15 protein-coding genes are annotated in these 17,801 nt (G+C 72.6%); 11 read left to right on the forward strand and 4 right to left on the reverse strand.

Annotated elements, in window-relative coordinates:
- Positions 1–245: 245 nt before the first annotated feature.
- Both ACIRB7_RS23000 and ACIRB7_RS23005 read left to right on the forward strand, forming a co-directional pair.
- Positions 246–1,256 (forward strand): cytochrome P450, encoded by a 1,011-nt coding sequence (locus ACIRB7_RS23000; protein ID WP_403601848.1) that lies wholly within the window; start codon positions 246–248, stop codon positions 1,254–1,256.
- A gap of 118 nt (positions 1,257–1,374) precedes the next feature.
- Positions 1,375–1,863 carry a hypothetical protein gene (locus tag ACIRB7_RS23005; RefSeq protein WP_403601667.1) on the forward strand — a complete coding sequence of 163 codons (489 nt, stop codon included), beginning with the start codon at positions 1,375–1,377 and terminating at the stop codon, positions 1,861–1,863.
- Positions 1,864–1,902: 39 nt separating this feature from the next.
- Here the strand turns inward: ACIRB7_RS23005 and treY are convergent, their stop codons facing one another.
- Positions 1,903–4,248, reverse strand: coding sequence for a malto-oligosyltrehalose synthase (gene treY / locus ACIRB7_RS23010; protein ID WP_403601670.1), 2,346 nt, complete (start codon positions 4,246–4,248; stop codon positions 1,903–1,905).
- Positions 4,249–4,338: 90 nt separating this feature from the next.
- Between treY and ACIRB7_RS23015 the strand changes: the two genes are divergently transcribed.
- A complete protein-coding gene (locus ACIRB7_RS23015) occupies positions 4,339–5,565 on the forward strand; it encodes an MFS transporter (RefSeq protein ID WP_403601851.1) in 1,227 nt (408 codons plus the stop codon).
- Here ACIRB7_RS23015 and glgX read toward each other — a convergent pair.
- Positions 5,534–7,663 carry a glycogen debranching protein GlgX gene (glgX, locus tag ACIRB7_RS23020; protein ID WP_403601673.1) on the reverse strand — a complete coding sequence of 710 codons (2,130 nt, stop codon included), beginning with the start codon at positions 7,661–7,663 and terminating at the stop codon, positions 5,534–5,536. The genes ACIRB7_RS23015 and glgX overlap by 32 nt on opposite strands.
- Positions 7,664–7,803: 140 nt before the next feature.
- Here glgX and ACIRB7_RS23025 point away from each other — a divergent pair, with 140 nt between their 5' ends.
- From ACIRB7_RS23025 to ACIRB7_RS23040, 4 genes are all read left to right on the forward strand, one after another.
- Positions 7,804–8,664, forward strand: coding sequence for a Tat pathway signal sequence domain protein (locus ACIRB7_RS23025; RefSeq protein WP_403601676.1), 861 nt, complete (start codon positions 7,804–7,806; stop codon positions 8,662–8,664).
- A 54-nt stretch (positions 8,665–8,718) separates the two neighbouring features.
- Positions 8,719–10,068 carry a copper amine oxidase gene (locus tag ACIRB7_RS23030; protein WP_403601679.1) on the forward strand — a complete coding sequence of 450 codons (1,350 nt, stop codon included), beginning with the start codon at positions 8,719–8,721 and terminating at the stop codon, positions 10,066–10,068.
- 110 nt (positions 10,069–10,178) lie between these two features.
- Complete coding sequence (locus ACIRB7_RS23035; RefSeq protein WP_403601681.1) at positions 10,179–11,462, forward strand: SAV2148 family HEPN domain-containing protein; 1,284 nt, start codon at positions 10,179–10,181, stop codon at positions 11,460–11,462.
- Positions 11,463–11,549: 87 nt separating this feature from the next.
- Complete coding sequence (locus ACIRB7_RS23040) at positions 11,550–12,275, forward strand: 3'-5' exonuclease (protein WP_403601684.1); 726 nt, start codon at positions 11,550–11,552, stop codon at positions 12,273–12,275.
- A gap of 10 nt (positions 12,276–12,285) precedes the next feature.
- Here ACIRB7_RS23040 and ACIRB7_RS23045 read toward each other — a convergent pair whose 3' ends face one another.
- Positions 12,286–13,143: a phosphotransferase enzyme family protein gene (locus tag ACIRB7_RS23045; RefSeq protein WP_403601687.1), complete on the reverse strand. Its 858-nt coding sequence runs from the start codon at positions 13,141–13,143 to the stop codon at positions 12,286–12,288.
- 145 nt (positions 13,144–13,288) lie between these two features.
- Between ACIRB7_RS23045 and ACIRB7_RS23050 the strand changes: the two genes are divergently transcribed.
- From ACIRB7_RS23050 to ACIRB7_RS23065, 4 genes are all read left to right on the forward strand, one after another.
- Positions 13,289–14,233, forward strand: coding sequence for a carbohydrate ABC transporter permease (locus ACIRB7_RS23050; RefSeq protein ID WP_403601689.1), 945 nt, complete (start codon positions 13,289–13,291; stop codon positions 14,231–14,233).
- Positions 14,230–15,072: a carbohydrate ABC transporter permease gene (locus ACIRB7_RS23055; protein ID WP_403601692.1), complete on the forward strand. Its 843-nt coding sequence runs from the start codon at positions 14,230–14,232 to the stop codon at positions 15,070–15,072. The genes ACIRB7_RS23050 and ACIRB7_RS23055 overlap by 4 nt, the downstream gene beginning before the upstream one ends.
- Positions 15,069–16,361, forward strand: coding sequence for an ABC transporter substrate-binding protein (locus ACIRB7_RS23060; protein ID WP_403601694.1), 1,293 nt, complete (start codon positions 15,069–15,071; stop codon positions 16,359–16,361). Before ACIRB7_RS23055 ends, ACIRB7_RS23060 begins: the two co-directional genes overlap by 4 nt.
- Before the next feature lie 141 nt (positions 16,362–16,502).
- The gene (locus tag ACIRB7_RS23065; protein ID WP_403601697.1) at positions 16,503–17,057 is read left to right on the forward strand and encodes a DUF1697 domain-containing protein; all 555 of its coding nucleotides are present in this window, start codon (positions 16,503–16,505) and stop codon (positions 17,055–17,057) included.
- Positions 17,058–17,105: 48 nt separating this feature from the next.
- Here the strand turns inward: ACIRB7_RS23065 and ACIRB7_RS23070 are convergent, their stop codons facing one another.
- Positions 17,106–17,801 (reverse strand): hypothetical protein, encoded by a 696-nt coding sequence (locus ACIRB7_RS23070; protein ID WP_403601700.1) that lies wholly within the window; start codon positions 17,799–17,801, stop codon positions 17,106–17,108.

Here is a 17,801-nt window from a genome sequence, read left to right on the forward strand (position 1 = left end):
GCGACGAGCCGAAGCACGGCATAGGGAACGACGACACGCCGGAGGTGCCGTCAGGCGACCCCTGGACGCGGCTGCCCTCCATGGCTCCGGCGAGGCCGTCGAGGCCGAAGGCCGGGACGCCCGGGCCGGAGGCCGGGACGGCAGGGTCGACCGGGACGTCGCCGTCGGAGGCCCGGACCCGCTCCGGTTCGCGTGCGTTCGCCAGGGTGCCGCGACGAGTCGGCTCGGCGTTCCTCCCCAGGCGCGTGCGAACCACGGCCGATCCGACCGCCACCGATCCGACCACGGCCGATCCGACCGCGGCCCGGCCCGGGGGGCCGGCGAGGCCCTTCCCGCCGGGGTCCAGGACCGTCGCGCCGAGCCCCCTCGACCCCGGTGCCACGCGCGACCCGCACAGGATCCATCGCACCCTGCGCGAGGAGTTCCCGCTCACCTACGACCCGCTGCTGCGCGCCTGGGTGCTCTCCCGGTACGCGGACGTGGCCACCGCCCTCACCGACAGCCGCTTCACACACGGGCACCGGCCCGGGGACCCGCCGTGCGCGCGGGCCCACGTCGACGTCGACGTGGAGGCCATGCGGTCGGTCACCGAACGCACCGCGTACGTCCTGGCCCGCCGCATCGCCGAGCGGCCCCAGGCCGACCTGGTCGCCGACTTCTGCCACTGGCTGCCCGCGGGCACCGTCGCCGCCGCCGTCGGCGTGCCCTACCGCGACATGATGCGACTCGTGCGCGGCCGGGCCGCGGGGGCGCTCGCCGGGGAGTGCGGCGCGCAGATCGCCGTACGGGAGAAGGCGCTCGCGTCCTTCCTCGGCAACGTCCTGGTGGACCCCGACCAGGTCGCTGCCCTCCGTGACGCCCCCGCCGGCCTCGTGGGGCGGGCCTGGACCGAGTCGCTGCGGCGCGACCCGCCGGTGCAGGTCGCCGTGCGCCGTACCAGCGCCGAGGTGCCGGTCAGCGGCGGCGTCGTCCCGGCGGGCGCGTCCGTCGCGCTGCTCGTCGGCTCGGCCGGCCGGGACCCGGAGCGCTTCCGCGAGCCCGACCGCTTCGACCCGCTCCGCGACGACCCGGGCCAACTCACGTACGGCTCCGGCTTCTGCCCGGCCGTCGTCCTCGCCGGTCTCGAAGCCGAGTACGCCCTGCGCGCGCTGTTCACGGCCATGCCCCGGCTCCGGCTCGCCGACGGCTTCCGCCCGACGCACACCGGCCTCATCACCCGGGCCCCGCGCAGTCTGATCGTCCGGCCCGGCGGCTGAACCGGGCCGGGGCAGGAGGGGCGGAACAGGAGTGGCGAGCGGACCCCCGACCGCTGCTAGGGTGACGTGCGCTCGTCAAGGAGCCTTATTTAGTACCACTTTCAACGGGGATTCAAACATGAAGATGCGTCATGTCCGCGCCATCGCTGTCTTCGGTATCGCGGTCGTCGCCCTGACCGGTGCCCGCGGCTCGAACGGCGGCAGCTGCGACAACAACAGCAGCTCCAGCTCCAGCTCCAGCAGCAACGGCAGCGACAACAGCACCACCTCCGGCGGCACTTCCGGCGGCTCCGTGCCCGGCGGCTCCAGCAGCGCCGACAAGGCGGCCCGCGACGTGGTCATCGACGAGTGCACGTACGACCCGGCGACCAAGAACCTCGTCGCCCGGATCACCGTCAAGAACGACGACTCGACGGACTACGACTACAACGTCACGATGAAGTTCACCGGCGCCGGCAGCGACGTCCTCCCGATGACCGCCATCGAGACCGGCATCGCCGTCGCGTCGGGCGCGTCCGCGAAGGCCGAGCTGACCACCCCGTACGCCGGAACCGGCGACGGCTCCGAGTACACCAAGTGCGAGGTCACGCGCGCCTCCCGCTTCTGACCGTCCGCAGGCCCCGGGGGACGCCCCCGGGGCCTCGCCTCAGTCGCCGAGCCGTGCGAGCAGCGCCACCGGCCGCTCCGCGAAGAGCTCCGCGAGCTTGAGCTCCGTCGCCGGACCGCCGGTGAACTCCCGTACACCGTCGAGGACATCGGCCCAGCGGCCCTCCGGAAGTACCAGCTCCGTGTCCTGCCAGCCGCCCGCCTCCCAGAGCCGCAGCGAGAGCCGGGTGACGGCGGTGACCACCTCGCCGGAGCGGGCGAAGGCCAGGCAGTGCGAGGCGGCCGGCCCCTCGGCCGTCAGCGGGGTGTACGTGCCCGCCGCGCCGAAGGCCTCCGGGCGTTCGCGGCGCAGCCCGAGAGCCGCGCGGACCAGGGCCGTACGGTCGTCGTCAGGGCCGGCCGCGAACGGGGCCCGGTTGTCCGGGTCGACGAGCGCCCGGTACTCCCGCTCCGTGTTCTGGTACAGCTCCGGCACCCCCGGCATCGTCAGCTGTGCGAGGAGCACCCCGAGCGCGTGCGCCCGGATGTGCGGCTCCAGGGCGAAGGCCGCCTCCGAGGCGGCCCGGAGCGGGATGCGGCCGGGCCCGGCCGCCGCGAACTCGGCCACCGCCCGCTCGTACTCCGTGTCGGGCTCCGTCCAGCTGGTTCGCAGACCCGCCTCGCGTACGGACTTGAGGATCGCGGGGCCCAGCCGCTCCGCGTCCGGGGTGCCGAAGCCGAAGGCGGTCTGCCAGGCCGTCCAGGCCACGTGCGGGTCGGGCGCGGGCACCCCCGCCACCTCCGTGAGGAGCTCTGCCCACACCTGCGGGCACTGGGCGAGGACCGCGATCGCCGCCCGGACGTCGGCGCTGCGCTTGGTGTCGTGCGTGGACAGCACGGTCCCGGTGCCCGGCCAGTCCCGGGCGATCCGGGCGCAGTACGCGTGGAACTCCTCCACCGGCACGGCGGGCCGGCCCGCGTCGCCGCCCACCTCGTTCGCCGAGAGCAGCGGGGTGTACCGGTAGAAGGCCGTGTCCTCCACCGACTTGGCCCGCAGTGCCGATGAGGTCTGCGCGAACCTGGCCCGGAACGCCCGGTGTTCAGGTCCTTCGCCGAGCGCGCCGAGCGCCAGACCGCGTACGACGTCGACCGCCGCGGCCTCCTCCGGCACCGCGAACGCCGCCTTCGCGCCGCGCGCCGCCTCCGGGGTCAGGACCTCCTCGCCGCCGGTCCGGTACGCGCGGTAGACGGGCGTCCGGACGAGGAGTTCACGGATCGCGGTGCGCAGCGCCCAGGGCGCGTGGTCCCGCAGTGCCGGGTCGGCGGCGCAGATCCGCTCCGCGATCCGGGTGAGGACGGCGGTCTCGGCGGCCAGGTCGTGCCCCACCACCTCGTACGCGGCGCGCCGCTCGGTCGCCTCCCACTGGCCGCCCCTGTCCCCGGACCTGCCCACGAACTCCCGGTACAGGTCCGTCAGTTCCGCCGCGCCCAGGGGGTCGGTGAACACCCCGTCGAGGTGACGCAGGGCGTCGTAGCCGGTGGTCCCCGCCACCGGCCAGGCCGTGGGCAGCGTCTCAGGACCCGTGAGGATCTTCTCGACCACCGTCCAGCACCTCCCGCCGGTCGCCGCCGCCAGGTCCTCCAGATAGCCCTGCGGGTCGGCGAGCCCGTCCGGATGGTCGATGCGCAGCCCCTCGACGACCCCGTCCCGGACCAGCTCGACGATCTTCGCGTGGGTCGCGGTGAACACCTCGGGTTCCTCCACCCGCACCCCGATGAGCTCCGAGATGGTGAAGAACCGGCGGTAGTTGAGCTCGGTGCGGGCGAGCCGCCACCAGCCGAGCCGGTACCACTGGGCGTCGAGCAGCTCGTCGAGCGGCAGCCCCTCCGTGCCGGGCCGCAGCGGGAACTCCTGCCCGTCCAGGTGCAGCGCCCCGCCGGAGACCCGCAGCCGGTCCCGTACCTCGGGGAGCCGCGCGGGCAGCACCGGGAGCAGCAGCCGGCCGTCCCCGGCCGACCGGTCGATGTCGAACCAGCGGGCGTACGGCGAGTCGGGGCCGTCGCGGAGCACGGCCCGCAGTGCCCGGTTGTGCCGCGGGGAGGCCGCCATGTGGTTGGGCACGAGGTCGACGACGAGCCCGAGCCCGTGCGCCCGCGCGGTCGCGGCGAGGGCCCGCAGCCCCTCCTCGCCGCCCAGTTCGGCCCGTACGGACCCGTGGTCGGTGACGTCGTACCCGTGGGTCGAGCCGGGGACCGCCTCCAGGACGGGGGAGAGATGGAGGTGCGAGATCCCGAGGTCGGCGAGATGGGGCACGGCCCGCTCGGCGGCGGCGAACGGGAACTCCGGCTGGAGCTGGAGCCGGTAGGTCGCGGTGGGGAGGGCGGAAAGGGCCTGGAGGGAGGTCATGCGAACGTACGTACCCCGTGCGGGGGCTTCTGTGTCATCGCCCCATGCATCCGTTCGTGTGCATCGCGTTACGTTTGTCCGATGCTCCGGATGTATCGCGACACCCTGTCGCTGCTCGGTACCGCCCTGCCGGTCGTCTCCTTCCTGGGCCGCCTGCCCACCGCCATGTGCCAGCTCGGCAGCCTGCTCCTGGTCGCCGAGACGAGCAGCTCCCTCGCCACGGCCGGCCTGACGGGCGGCGCGCTCGCCGCGGGACAGACCGTCGCGGGGCCGGTCATCGGCCGGCTCGCCGACCGGCACGGCCAGCGCGGAGTCGTCCTCGTGGCCTCCCTCGCCAACGCGGTCGCCGTCACGGCCCTCGTCCTCGCCGCGCTGGGCCACGCCGCCACCGGCCCGCTGATGCTCCTCGGTGCGGTCGCCGGAGCGACCGTCCCCCAGGTCGGGCCGCTCGCCAGGACCCGCTCGGTGGCCCTCGCCCGCCGATCCGGCGCGGACGACCGGACCGTCGGTACCGTCCTCTCCTTCGAGGGCACCCTCGACGAGGTGTCCTTCGTCCTCGGCCCGGCGCTCGTGGGCCTGGCCGCCGCCCTCGCCCATCCGGCCGCGGCCCTCCTCCTCGCGGCGCTGCTGCTCGCCGTCTGCGGGACGGCCTTCGCCCTCCACCCGACGGCGAAGGCCACCGCGCCGGACCCTTCGGCGTCCACCCGATCGGGCGAGGCCGAACGGACGCGGCTGCCGGGGTCGGCGTACGCCCTGCGCGGCGCGATGGTCCTCCAGGGCGCGATGTTCGGCGCCTCGCAGGCCGGGATCACCGCGCTCACCGAGAAGCTCGGCGCGCCCGCCCAGGCGGGGCTCGTCTATGCGGCGATGGGCGTGATGAGCGCCGCCGTCGGCCTCTCGATGGCGGCCGTGCCCGCCCGTATCGGCCTCATGACCCGCTGGCGGGCCGCGACCGCCGCGCTCGTGGTCCTCTCCGTACCGCTGCTGTTCGTCGGTTCGCTCGGGGCGCTGTACGCGGTCGTGGTCGTCCTCGGCGCGGCGTACGCCCCGCATCTGATCACGGTCTTCGGTCTCACCGAGCGGACCGTTCCCGCCGCCCGGCTCGCCGAGTCCATGGCCTTCCTGACCAGCGGGATCGTCGGCGGGCAGGCCCTCGCCCTCGCCGTCTCCGGTCGGCTCGCCGAAGGCCACGGCGCCCCCGCCGCCTTCGCGGTGGCGGTGGGGGCGGCCGTGGCCTGCGCACTGCTGTCCTGGGCGGTACGGGTGCCGGCTCCCGTACGCGAGGTCAGACCGGCCGTCTCAGAACGGTCAGGCTGAGCGGCGCGAGCGTCACCCGCTCCCCGGCCGCGAGCTCCGGGCCCTCCAGCGGCGGCATGCCCTCCGGGTCGGAGGTGTCCACCACCGTCTGCCAGCAGGCGCCGTGGCTGTCCGGCACCGCGAACTCCAGCTCCTTCGACGAGGCGTTGAACATCAGCAGGAAGGAGTCGTCGGCGATCCGCTCGCCCTGGGTGCCGGGCTCCGAGATGGCGTTGCCGTTGAGGAAGACGGTGAGCGCCTGGGCGTGCGCCGCCTGCCAGTCGCGGGACTTCATCTCCTCGCCCTCGGGCGTGAACCAGGCGATGTCCGTCAGCTCGTCGTGGGTGCCCTCCACCGGCCGTCCGTGGAAGAAGCGGCGGCGGCGGAAGACCGGATGGTCCCGGCGCAGCCGCACCATCGCCCGGGTGAACCGGAGCAGGGTGGTCTCCGCCTCGCTCTCCGGGCTGTCCGCCTTGGGCCAGCGCACCCAGGACACCTCGTTGTCCTGGCAGTACGCGTTGTTGTTGCCGCCCTGCGTCCGCCCGAACTCGTCGCCGTGGCTGAGCATCGGCACCCCCTGCGACAGCATCAGGGTGGCGAGGAAGTTGCGCGTCTGGCGGGCGCGCAGCTCCGCGATCCCGACGTCCTCGGTGTCGCCCTCGGCGCCGCAGTTCCACGAGCGGTTGTGGCTCTCGCCGTCGCGGTTGCCCTCGCCGTTCGCCTCGTTGTGCTTCTCGTTGTACGAGACGAGGTCCCGCAGGGTGAAGCCGTCGTGGCAGGTGACGAAGTTGACCGAGGCGAGCGGCCGCCGGCCGTCGTCCTGGTAGAGGTCGGACGAGCCGGTGAGCCGGGAGGCGAACTCCGCGAGGGTGCGCGGCTCGCCCCGCCACAGATCCCGTACGCAGTCCCGGTACATGCCGTTCCACTCGGTCCACAGTGGCGGGAAGTTGCCCACCTGGTAGCCGCCCTCGCCGACGTCCCAGGGCTCGGCGATCAGCTTCACCTGGCTCACCACCGGGTCCTGCTGCACCAGGTCGAAGAACGAGGACAGCCGGTCCACCTCGTGGAACTGGCGGGCCAGGGTGGCCGCCAGATCGAAGCGGAAGCCGTCCACGTGCATCTCGGTCACCCAGTACCGCAGACTGTCCATGATCATCTGGAGCACGTGCGGGGACCGCATGAGCAGCGAGTTCCCGGTGCCGGTGGTGTCCATGTAGTACTTGGGGTCGTCGGCGAGCCGGTAGTACGAGGGGTTGTCCAGGCCCCGGAAGGAGAGCGTCGGGCCCAGGTGGTTGCCCTCGGCGGTGTGGTTGTAGACCACGTCGAGGATGACCTCGATGCCCGCCTGGTGCAGCGCCCTGACCGCCGACTTGAACTCCAGGACCTGCTGGCCCCGGTCGCCCCAGGATGCGTAGGCGTTGTGCGGGGCGAAGAAACCGATCGTGTTGTAGCCCCAGTAGTTGGAGAGCCCCGCGTCCACGAGCCGGTGGTCGTTCACGAACTGGTGCACGGGCATCAGTTCGAGCGCGGTCACGCCCAGTTCCTTCAGGTGCCCGATCACCGAGGGGTGCGCGAGGCCCGCGTACGTCCCGCGCAGCTCCTCCGGAAGGTCCGGGTGGAGCATCGTCAGGCCCTTCACATGGGCCTCGTAGATCACCGTGTGGTGGTACTCGGTCCGCGGACGCCGGTCGTCACCCCAGTCGAAGTACGGGTTGACCACGACCGAGGCCATCGTGTGCGGGCCCGAGTCCAGGTCGTTGCGCGCGTCCGGCCGCCCGAAGGGGTAGCCGTACACCGACTCGCCCCACTCGATCTGCCCCGACACCGCGCGCGCGTAGGGGTCGAGGAGCAGCTTCGCCGCGTTGCACCGGAGCCCGCGCTCCGGGGCGTACGGGCCGTGCACCCGGAACCCGTACCGCTGTCCCGGCATCACGCCCGGCAGATAGGCGTGCCGCACGAACGCGTCGGTCTCGCGCAGTTCGACCGCCGTCTCCGAGCCGTCGTCGTGCAGCAGACACAGCTCGATCCTGTGGGCGGCCTCCGAGAAGACCGCGAAGTTGGTTCCCGCTCCGTCATAGGTGGCGCCCAGGGGGTACGCCTGTCCCGGCCAGACTTGCATGGATACGACTATTCCTCTTCTGTCCGGGTTTGTGGAGATGTTCTTCGGCCAGATCCTGCCCGAAAGAGGGGCAACCTCCTAGGACTTCGCTCCGTCCTACCGGGTGACCGCAGATCAAAGAGGGGGAAAGAGGGGGAAGTGTGTACGAAATAGCGCGCCGCCACCTGGGGAAGGTGGTGGCCGGAGCGGCCATGGCGGTGACGGGAACCGCCGTCGCGGTCGCGATCAGCCTGCCGGGCCAGGCGGGAGCGGGTCAAGGGGCGGAAGGTGCGCCGAGGCCGGTGGGAGGCTCCACGGTCGACGGCGCCACGGGTGGGGGCGGAGCAAGCGGGGCGGGGGACGGCGCGGCGCCCGGCGTCGCCGACCCGCGGGGGGCGGTCGCGCCCGCGCCGGCGACCGTGGCACCCCCGGCCGCCGAGGGGAAGAAGGGCGTGGGCGGCGACCCGCTCACCGACGACGAGCTCGTACGGGCCGAGAGCCTGGCGCTGACCCCGCCCGGCGCCGCCGCCCAGCAGGACGTCGACGGCGGCCGGGGGCCGCAGCACCTCGGCACCGACCTCGCGGACCCGCTGCCGCAGGACGCGACACGCCGCGCCGAGGTCCGCTTCTACGACTACGCGCGGGACGAGCTCATCACCCGGACCGTCAACCTCGACACCGGCAAGGTCGAGAATTCCGGTGCGCGGCGCGGCGTCCAGCCCTCCGCCCACCCCGAGGAGCTGCGCGAGGCCCTGGAACTGATCCTCGCGAGCCCGCTCGGCAAGGGCGTCGCGGAGGACTACAGGGACGCCACCGGCAAGGAGCTCACCTCCACCGCGCAGCTGTGGTTCAACGGCGACGTCTACCGCACCTACCGCGAGGCGAACGTGCCCGCGCAGCTCTCCCGTTGCGGGGAGCACCGGTGCGTCCGGCTCGTCACCAAGGTTCTCAACGGGGCCTGGATCGACACCCGGAACCTGATCGTCGACCTCTCCGCGAGGACCGTCACCCGCGTCGGCTGACCACCGCCGCCCCCGGTCCTCCCGCCCGATCTCCGTACGAGGGAGTACGTTCCCATGTCCACCTTGCGAAACCCGCGCACGCGCAGGCGTGCCGCCGTCCTGGCCGCGGCCGCCCTGCTCGGCACCGCCACGGCCGCCGCGGGCCCCGTCTCCGGGGCCACCGCCGCCCCCTCCCCACCGCGGCCGCCGGCCCCGAACCTTCCGGCCCCGACCCGTCCGGCGCCGGTGATCCCGGCCGACTGCTCCACCGCGTACCGCATCACCCAGAAGCTCGACGGCGGCGCGACCTGGCGCATGTGCTGGCGCTACGACACCGACGCCGGGCTCACGCTCGACAAGATCACCTACCAGCCGCCCGGCGCCGCCGCCCCCGTCAAGGTCCTCACCAGCGCCCGGCTCGCCCAGATCCACGTGCCCTATGACGACGGCGCCGCCGAGTACGACGACCTCACCGGAGCGGGCTTCGGCTGGGGCCTGCAGAATCTCAAGCCGGCCGAGTGCCCCGGCGGCACCCTCACCACCGTCAAGGTGCCCGAGGTCGGTCAGGTCAAGGGCCTGTGCACCACCACGCGGGCGCGTGGCCACGCGTACCGCATGGCCAGCGACAACGGCTCCACGGTCTGGCAGGCCCAGGCCAAGGACCTGCTCGTCTACACCGTCAACAAGGTCGGCTGGTACGAGTACATCTCCGAGTGGCGGTTCTCCGCCGACGGCACCATCGGCGCCAACGTCGGAGCCACCGGAAGCCTCTCGCCCGTCGACTACAACGCCACCGACGGCCGCGGCTGGCCCATAGGCAAGGGTGCCCGCGCCTACGCCACCAGCCACGCCCACAACGTCTTCTGGAAGCTCGACTTCGGTCTCGACGGCTCCACCAAGGACCGGATCGAGCAGTTCGACTCCACCGTCACCCCGCCCGTGGGCGACGGCGGACCGACCGTGAAGACCAAGCGGACCGTCGTCACCAAGGAGCTCGCCGGCGACGCGAAGAACATGCGCTGGTGGCGGGTGGTCAGCGGCACCGGCAAGAACGCCGACGGCCACGCCCGCTCGTACGAGATCGCGCCCGGCCACACCGACACCCACGCGGGGCGCGGTTTCACCAAGCACGACGTGTACTTCACGCAGGCGCGTGCCTGCGAGCAGTTCGCGAGCAACAACATCGGCAACTGCGCGCCGGGCGCGGGCGACAGTGTCGACAAGTGGGTCAACGGAGAGACGCTGACCAAGCCTTCCGTGTGGGTCAACATCGGGTTCCACCACATCGCCCGGGACGAGGACCAGCAGCCGATGCCGGTCCACTGGCAGGGCTTCCAGCTCGCACCCAGGGACGTAACCGCTATGAATCCGCTCACTCCGGCCGATCTCGCCTCCCAGAACGGGCAGCCCGATCTGGGGAGTTGAGCAAGCAGCCTGACGATCCTGCTGCACCGCCTCCCGCTCGCGGAGTACCCTTCCTTGATCGTTGTCGGACCGGTCGACACGGGCGTCCAGGAGCAGAAGGCGGTGCGCGGGTGAGCTCGGGAGGTCTTGAGCTGCCCCCAGGTGACGCGGGTCACGAGGGGGGCCCGGCCGACCCCGCTGAGGCGTCGCCCGGCGCGGTCGCGCCGCCGGGAGCCGTGCCGCCCGGCACGGTCACCGTCGCCCGGCCGGTGGAGATCGGGGCGGAGCTCGACTGGGGCGCCGAGGCGTGGAGCGAGGTACGCACCCGCGCCCAGCGCGCCGGGCGGGCGTACATCTGGCTGAATCTCGTCGAGCAGCGGCTCCGTGCCGTGGTCGCCGCCGTCCTGCGACCCGTGTACGAGCCGGTGCACGGCGAGGATTGGGTGGTGGCCGCGGCGGGCCCGGCGGGCCAGGAGTGGGTGCAGCGGGCCGTCGCCGTGCGCGAGGTGTCGCGGCGCAAGGGCTACCTCCTCGACCCGGCCGACGACAACGTGCTGAGCTTCCTCACGCTCCCGCAGCTACGGGAGCTGATGGTCCAGCACTGGCCCTGCTTCGAGCCCTACTTCGACGACCGGCGCGAGGTCGAACTCGCCCTCGACGAGCTGGAGGTCACGCGCAACGTGGTCTCCCGCAACCGGGCCCTCTCGCTGACCGTGCTCGCCCAGTCCGAGCGGGCCTCCGCCCGCATCCTGGAGATCCTCGGCAGCGGCGCCGGGGTGCCGTCCGCCGACCGGCTGCCCGTGGACGCGGTCGAGGACCTCGTCGGCGACCGGTACGCGGACGTGGTCTCCGTCCACCCCGACCGGGTGCGGCTCCAGCGGCAGCTGCCGGCCGAGGACCTCTTCGGCGGGGCCCGCCGCCTCGACGCGACCGGCATAGGTCTCAATCTGCTCGTGCAGAACTTCTCCGGCCGCCGCATGGTCCGGCTCGCCGAGTCCGGCTGCCGGACCCGGCTCCTCTTCCTCAACCCCGCGAGCAGCGCGGTCAAGCGGCGTGAGCGGGAACTCGGCCTCAAGAAGGGCGAGCTGAGCCGCTCCGTCGAGATGAACATCCTGCACATGCGCCGGGTCCGCTCCAAGCTCCGCGACCCGGGCGCCTTCCAGATCCACGTCTTCGACGAGACCCCCCGCTTCACCGCCTACCTGGTGGACGGCGACGGCCCGGACGGCGTCGGCGTCGTGCAGTCCTACCTCCGCCGGGCCCGGGGCATGGAGGCGCCGGTCCTCGTCCTGCGCGGCGGCGGGCGGAACGTGGTGCGCCACGGCCAGGGATTCCGTGACGGCGATCACGGACTTTTCGAGACATATCGGGAGGAGTTCGAGTCGGTCTGGCTCGACTCACGGCCCGTCTCCTGACACCCCGCCGGGGGACCCCGGGGGCGTTGTCAGTGGTGCGTGCGAGGGTGGTCAGCACCACGGGGGAGATCACGTAAGGAGGACCCGATGGCTTGGCATGGGGAACCGCTGGTCGGCTTCGACCTGGAGACGACCGGCACCGATCCACTGGAGGCCCGTATCGTCACGGCCTCGATCGTCGGCTACTACGGCGGACGGGTCAGCCGGCAGCGCGACTGGCTCGCCGACCCCGGCATCCGCATCCCCGAACAGGCCTCCGCGATCCACGGCATCAGCAGCGAGCGGGCCGCCGCCGAGGGCCGGCCGGTGCGCGAGGTCGCCCACGAGATCGCGGAGACCCTGACCGGGTACTGGAACCAGGGCGTGCCGATCGTCGCGTACAACGCCTCCTTCGACCTGACGCTCCTCTCCGCGGAGCTGCGCCGCCACGGACTGCCCTCGCTGAGCGAGCGCCTCGGCGGCACCGGCATCGGGCCCGTCATCGACCCGTACACCATCGACCGGGCCGTCGACCGCTACCGGCGCGGCAAACGGACCCTGGAAGCCGTCTGCGGGGAGTACGGCGTGGTGCTCGAAGCCGCCCACCAGGCCGCCGCCGACGCGCTCGCCGCCGTCCGGGTCGCCGTCGCGATAGCCGAGCGGCACCCCGAGGTCGCCGCGCTGAACCCGGCCGAACTGCACGAGCGGCAGATCGGCTGGTACCGCCTCTGGGCCGAGAACTTCCAGGCCTTCCTGCGCCGCAAGGGCGACACGGACGCGGTCGTCGACCCCACCTGGCCCCTGCGCGAGGCGGTCACGGCGGTCTCGTACTAGCGCCTCGACGTCAGAACGGGTACCAGCGCACCTCCGGGTCGCCGTCCCGCAGCGAGGCCACCCGCCGCTCGAACTCGGCAAGGGCCGCAGGGTTCGTCGGCGCGTGCTGCGCCACCCACGCGCAGCTCGCCGTCTCCCGCGCCCCCCGCAGCACCGCGCACCCCTCCCACTCCCGGACGTCCCAGCCGTACGCCTCCGTGAACGCCTCGTACGCCGCCGGATCGAGGCCGTACCGGTCCCGGGAGAGCGCGAGCACCACGAGGTCGTGCTCGCGCAGGTCGGAGGAGAAGGTCTCCAGGTCCATCAGGACCGGTCCTTCGGGGCCGACCAGCACGTTCCGGGGCAGGGCGTCACCGTGGATCGGACCAGGCGTCAGACGCGGGGTCAGGGCCGCGGCCGCCGGCGCGAAGGCGTCGCGCCGCTCCCGCAGGAAGGCCGCGTCCGCCGGGTCGATCGCGTCCCCCGCGAGCCGCAGCCACCGCTCCACCCCGCCGAGCAGATCGCGGCGCGGCAGCGTGAAGCCCACCGGCTCCGGCAGGGCGTGGACGGCCCGCAGCAGCGGCGCCAGATCACGGGGCTCCGCGGGCCGCACCGCCTCGGGCAGCCGATGCCACAAGGTCACCGGGTGCCCGTCGACCAGGAGCGGCTTCTCCTCGGCGGCCCGCGCCGCCGGGATCCCCGCCCCGGCGAGCCAGCCGGCGAGCGCCACCTCACGCTCGGCCCGCTCGAACACCTCCGCGTCCCGGCCCACCTTCACGGCGAGAGCGCCCACGGCGAAGACCGCGTTCTCACCGAGGGCGATGAGCCGCGCCTCCGCCACCGGCAGCCCCGCCGCCGCCAGGATCTCCCGCGCCCGCGCCTCGTCCATCGACCTCTCCCTCACCTGTGCGATTGCGCCAAAGTCTCGCATCCACGCAGCTCATCACGTAGATCGCCTTGACGGGCCCACGGTCCGTCAGGACCATGGCGGGGTTCCCACGGCGGCGAAAGCAGGCGGACGGGGGGTCCGATCGGTGAGCTCGGAGACCGCGACGAAGCGGCCGGGCGCGACGCGCACACCGCGCGCCGCCCACGGGACACGCCCGCGCGGACCCGACTTCGGCGCCTGGTTCCTGGTGCTCCCCGCGCTCCTGCCCATCCTGGTCCTCAGCGTCGGCCCGCTGCTCTACGGCATCGCGCTCGCCTTCACCGACGCGCAGTCCGGCCGCACCCAGGCCACCCGGTGGGTGGGCACCCTCAACTTCCAGGACCTGCTGCACGACACCCTCTTCTGGGACTCGTTCCGCATCGGCGTGATCTGGGCGGTCGGCGTCACCGTCCCGCAGTTCCTGCTCGCCCTCGGCCTCGCCCTCCTCCTCAACCAGAACCTCCGCTTCCGGTGGCTGGCACGGGCCCTCGCGATCGTCCCGTGGGCGATGCCGGAGGTCGTCGTCGGCATCATGTGGCGGCTCGTCTACAACCCCGATGCCGGCATCCTCAACGAGACCCTCCGCGGCCTCGGCCTCGGCGAGGGCCACGACTGGCTCTCCGGGCTCGCGACCGCCCTGCCCGCCGTCATCGTCGTCGGCGTCTGGGCGGGCATGCCGCAGACCACCGTCGCCCTCCTCGCCGGACTCCAGAACACCCCGCGCGAGCTCCACGAGGCCGCCGCCCTCGACGGCGCCGGAGCCTGGCGCCGCTTCCGCGCCGTCACCTGGCCCGCGCTGAGACCCGTCGCCCTCGCCATCACCGCCCTCAACCTCATCTGGAACTTCAACTCGTTCGCCCTGGTCTACGTCCTGACCAACGGCGGACCCGGCGGCCGGACCCGGCTCCCCATGCTCTTCGCCTACGAGGAGGCCTTCCGCTACGGACAGTTCGGCTACGCCGCCGCGATGGGCTGCGTGATGATCGCTGCCGTCTCGGTCCTCATCGCCCTCTCCCTCGTACGCCGGCTGAAAGGGGACCAGGACCGGTGAGCGCACTCCGGACGAGCAGACCCGCGCGGATCGGCCAGTACCTCGCCCTCCTCGCGTACCTGGTCTTCCTCGCCTTCCCCTTCCTCTGGCTGGTCTCCACCGCCTTCAAGCCCGCCCCCGAGCTGGCCTCGCTCCACCCCACCTGGATCCCCGAGGAGCCCACGCTCGCCAACTTCCGGCAGGCGTTCGACGAGCAGCCGCTGCTCAGGGCCGCCGCGAACAGCCTGCTCGCCGCCGTCTCGGCCGCCGTGATCGCGGTGGCCGTCGCGACCCCGCTCGCCTATGTGACGGCCCGCCACAAGGGCAGACTCGCCTCCGCCGCCACCGGCTGGGTGGTGATCAGCCAGGCCTTCCCGTTCGTCCTGGTGATCATCCCGCTCTTCCTGATCCTCAAGAACCTGCACCTCGTCAACAGCGTGTTCGGCCTCGTCCTGGTCTACGTGGTCTGGTCGCTGCCCTTCGCCCTCTGGATGCTGATGGGATACGTCAGGGCCGTCCCCGCCGAACTGGAGGAGGCCGCCGCAGTCGACGGCGCCGGGCGGCTCCGTACCCTCGTCTCCGTCACCGCCCCGCTGCTCGTCCCCGGCATCGTCGCCACCGCCCTGTTCGCCTTCGTCACCGCGTGGAACGAGTTCTTCTTCGCGCTCGTCCTGCTCAAGACCCCGGAGAAGCAGACCCTGCCGGTCGTCCTCACCCACTTCCTCGGCGCCGAGGGCGTCGCCGACCTCGGCCCGCTGGCCGCCGCGGCCTTCCTCGCGACACTGCCGTCCCTGGTCGTCTTCGCCGTCCTCCAACGACGGCTCACCGGCGGGATGCTGGCAGGGGCGGTGAAGTCATGAGACGGATCCTGACGGCCGCCGCCGCGCTCGCCCTGCTCCTCACCGGCTGCACGGCGGGGGACGAGGGCTCCGACGACGGAGTCGTACGGCTCCGCTTCCAGTCCCTCGCCTGGCAGAAGGAGTCCGTCGACGCCAACCGGCAGCTGGTGAAGGAGTGGAACGCCGCCCACCCCGACGTCCAGATCGACTACGTCCAGGGCAGCTGGGACTCCGTCCACGACCAGCTCCTCACCTCCTTCGAGGGCGGCGAGGCGCCCGACATCATCCACGACGCCTCCGACGACCTGGCCGACTTCGCCTACGGCGGCCACCTCGCCGACCTGCGCACCCTGCTGCCCGAACGGCTCCGCGCCGACATCCCCGCCCGCAGCTGGGAGACCACCACCTTCGGCGAAGGGATCTACGGCGTGCCGTTCCTCCAGGAACCGCGCGTCATCATCGCCAACCGCAAGATCCTGGAATCCTCGGGCGTCCGCGTCCCCACCCCCGAGAAGCCGTGGACCTGGGCCGAGTTCCGGCAGATCGCCCAGGACCTCACCCGGGAGATGGGCCCCGGCAGGTACGCCGTCGCCTGGCCGCTCAAGGAGCCGGTCTCCGTCAGCCTCAACCTCGGGCTCTCCGCGGGCGGCCGGCTCTTCCACCGGGAGCCCGACGGACGGGTCACCGTCCGCTTCACCGAGGCCGACGCCGTCGTCCCCGGCACCCTCCACGACCAGGTCGTCACCGACCGCTCCGCCCCGCGCACCACACTCGGCAGCGGCGGCTCCGACACCCTCCCCGGCTTCTTCGCCGGCAAGTACGCCATGGTCCCGCTCGGCTTCGCCTACCGGCAGCAGATCGCCCAGCAGGCCCCCGAGGGCTTCGAATGGACGGTGCTGCCCGCCCCCGCCGGAAGCGCCGGGCTCACCCAGGGCGTCTCCCCGCAGACCCTGTCGATCGCCGAGGACAGCCCGTACAAGAAGGAGGCGGTGGAGTTCCTCGACTTCTTCCTGCGGCCGGCGAACATGGTGCGGCTCGCGCGCGGCGACTGGATGCTGCCCACCGGCACGGCCGCGCTCGCCGACCCCTCCCTGCACACCCCCGAGGACGGCTGGGCGATCGGCGCGGCGGTGGCCCGGCACCTGCGGCCCGCGCCCGCGCAGTCGGTGCGCGGCTATCCGGAGTGGAAGGACAAGGTGGCGACCCCGGCCTTCCAGGAGTACTACAGCGGGGCCATCGACGAGGCCGAACTGCGCGCACGGCTGGTCGAGGACGGCAACCGGGTCCTCGCCCGCTATCAGCGCAAATGATGGATTCGTCATTACGAAACCTTGTTGAATAAGTCACAGATGGGTGACGGGTCTTCTCGCCGATCGCCTCCATCGGCGAGTGTTCGAACCGGCCACCGTGCCGCCCCCCACGAGGCGCGGTGGCCGACCTAAGGTGAACGCATGGCGAAGACATACGCGGCCCTGCTCCGCGGCATCAATGTGAGCGGACACCGCAAGGTACCGATGCCGGAGCTCCGGTCCGTCCTCGAAGGCCTCGGCCACCGGAACGTCCGCACGTACCTCCAGAGCGGGAACGCCGTCTTCACCACCGACTCGCCCGCCGGCGAGGACGAACTCACCACCCAGGTCGAGGACGCGATCGAACGCCACTTCGGCTTCCGCGTCGACTGCCTCGTCCGCGACGGCGACTATCTCGCGGCCGTCGCCGACGCCTGCCCCTTCCCCGCCGCCGACCTCGAGGGCAAACAGCTCCACGCCTTCTACTTCTCCGGCCCCGCCGACCCGGAGCGCTTCGCCGCCATCGACCAGCAGGCCCACCACCCCCAGGCGTTCGCCCTCGGCGACCGGGTCCTCTACCTCTACGCCCCCGAAGGCCTGGGCAGATCCACCCTCGCCGAGGCCGTCAACAGGCCGTCCGTCGTCAAGGGCCTCGTGGTCACCGCCCGCAACTGGAACACCGTGGTCAAACTCGTGGAGATGACACGGGAGGAGTGACGGGGAAGCCGCCCGGCCCGAGAGCCGCCGAACGGACCAGCCGCCCCCTCACACGAGGCGACAACTGCCGTCGAGCCCCGCGAGCTTGCCCGACAGGCGCAGGAAACGGCCGAGCCCCCTGGGCCGGACGCGGGTGCGCAGGGTCACGACCGCGTCGACGGGGCGATCCGCCGGGGCCCGGACGAGGAGCCGCAGTTCCTCGTTGACATGCAGGAACTCCCGGTCGGACGCCCTGAAGTCCCAGTAGGCCGTGGAGAATCCGACGCCGGACGACGTGATGCGCGGGCAGTAGACGGTCCGACGCCTCAGGACCTCGGGGCCCGCCTCCACACCGAGCGGCGTCCCCGCCACGCTGAACGTGAGACTGGCCCCCAGCGTGGTCTCGATCTCCTGCGGGGTGTCCCCCTCCACCAGGGTGGGCGACATGGCCGCGACAGTGGCCCCGGGGGTCGGGGAGAGATCGAGGACCAGACGAGACCAGACGACCGTGGACTCGGGATGCGTCTGGACCACCAGGATCAGAGGGATGTCGTACCCCTGGACCCCGGCCTCGCCGGCGTCCACCGGTGTGACATCACCCCGGGCGAGTCCGATCCTCGTCTCGCGCCGCAGGATCCGTACCGTCGTCTCGTCGACCGTACTGAAGGCCCTGTCGGTCTCTTCCTCCTCCACGGTCGGCTCGACCAGCCCCACCAGCCGGAAGCCGTCCGGGAGCCGGGGCGAGAGGTCCAAGGTGTCCGTCAT

The sequence above is a fragment of the Streptomyces sp. NPDC093795 genome, assembly GCF_044764665.1.
GTDB lineage: Bacteria > Actinomycetota > Actinomycetes > Streptomycetales > Streptomycetaceae > Streptomyces.

What these genes read in the sequence shown, in the direction of transcription:
- ACIRB7_RS23015 (WP_403601851.1), top strand. Translation starts at nt 4,339, where the DNA reads ATGTATCGCGACACCCTGTCGCTGCTCGGTACCGCCCTGCCGGTCGTC.
- ACIRB7_RS23005 (WP_403601667.1), top strand. Translation starts at nt 1,375, where the DNA reads ATGAAGATGCGTCATGTCCGCGCCATCGCTGTCTTCGGTATCGCGGTC.
- ACIRB7_RS23065 (WP_403601697.1), top strand. Translation starts at nt 16,503, where the DNA reads ATGGCGAAGACATACGCGGCCCTGCTCCGCGGCATCAATGTGAGCGGA.
- ACIRB7_RS23060 (WP_403601694.1), top strand. Translation starts at nt 15,069, where the DNA reads ATGAGACGGATCCTGACGGCCGCCGCCGCGCTCGCCCTGCTCCTCACC.
- ACIRB7_RS23070 (WP_403601700.1), bottom strand. Translation starts at nt 17,801, where the DNA reads ATGACGGACACCTTGGACCTCTCGCCCCGGCTCCCGGACGGCTTCCGG.
- ACIRB7_RS23030 (WP_403601679.1), top strand. Translation starts at nt 8,719, where the DNA reads ATGTCCACCTTGCGAAACCCGCGCACGCGCAGGCGTGCCGCCGTCCTG.
- glgX (WP_403601673.1), bottom strand. Translation starts at nt 7,663, where the DNA reads ATGCAAGTCTGGCCGGGACAGGCGTACCCCCTGGGCGCCACCTATGAC.
- treY (WP_403601670.1), bottom strand. Translation starts at nt 4,248, where the DNA reads ATGACCTCCCTCCAGGCCCTTTCCGCCCTCCCCACCGCGACCTACCGG.
- ACIRB7_RS23040 (WP_403601684.1), top strand. Translation starts at nt 11,550, where the DNA reads ATGGCTTGGCATGGGGAACCGCTGGTCGGCTTCGACCTGGAGACGACC.
- ACIRB7_RS23045 (WP_403601687.1), bottom strand. Translation starts at nt 13,143, where the DNA reads ATGGACGAGGCGCGGGCGCGGGAGATCCTGGCGGCGGCGGGGCTGCCG.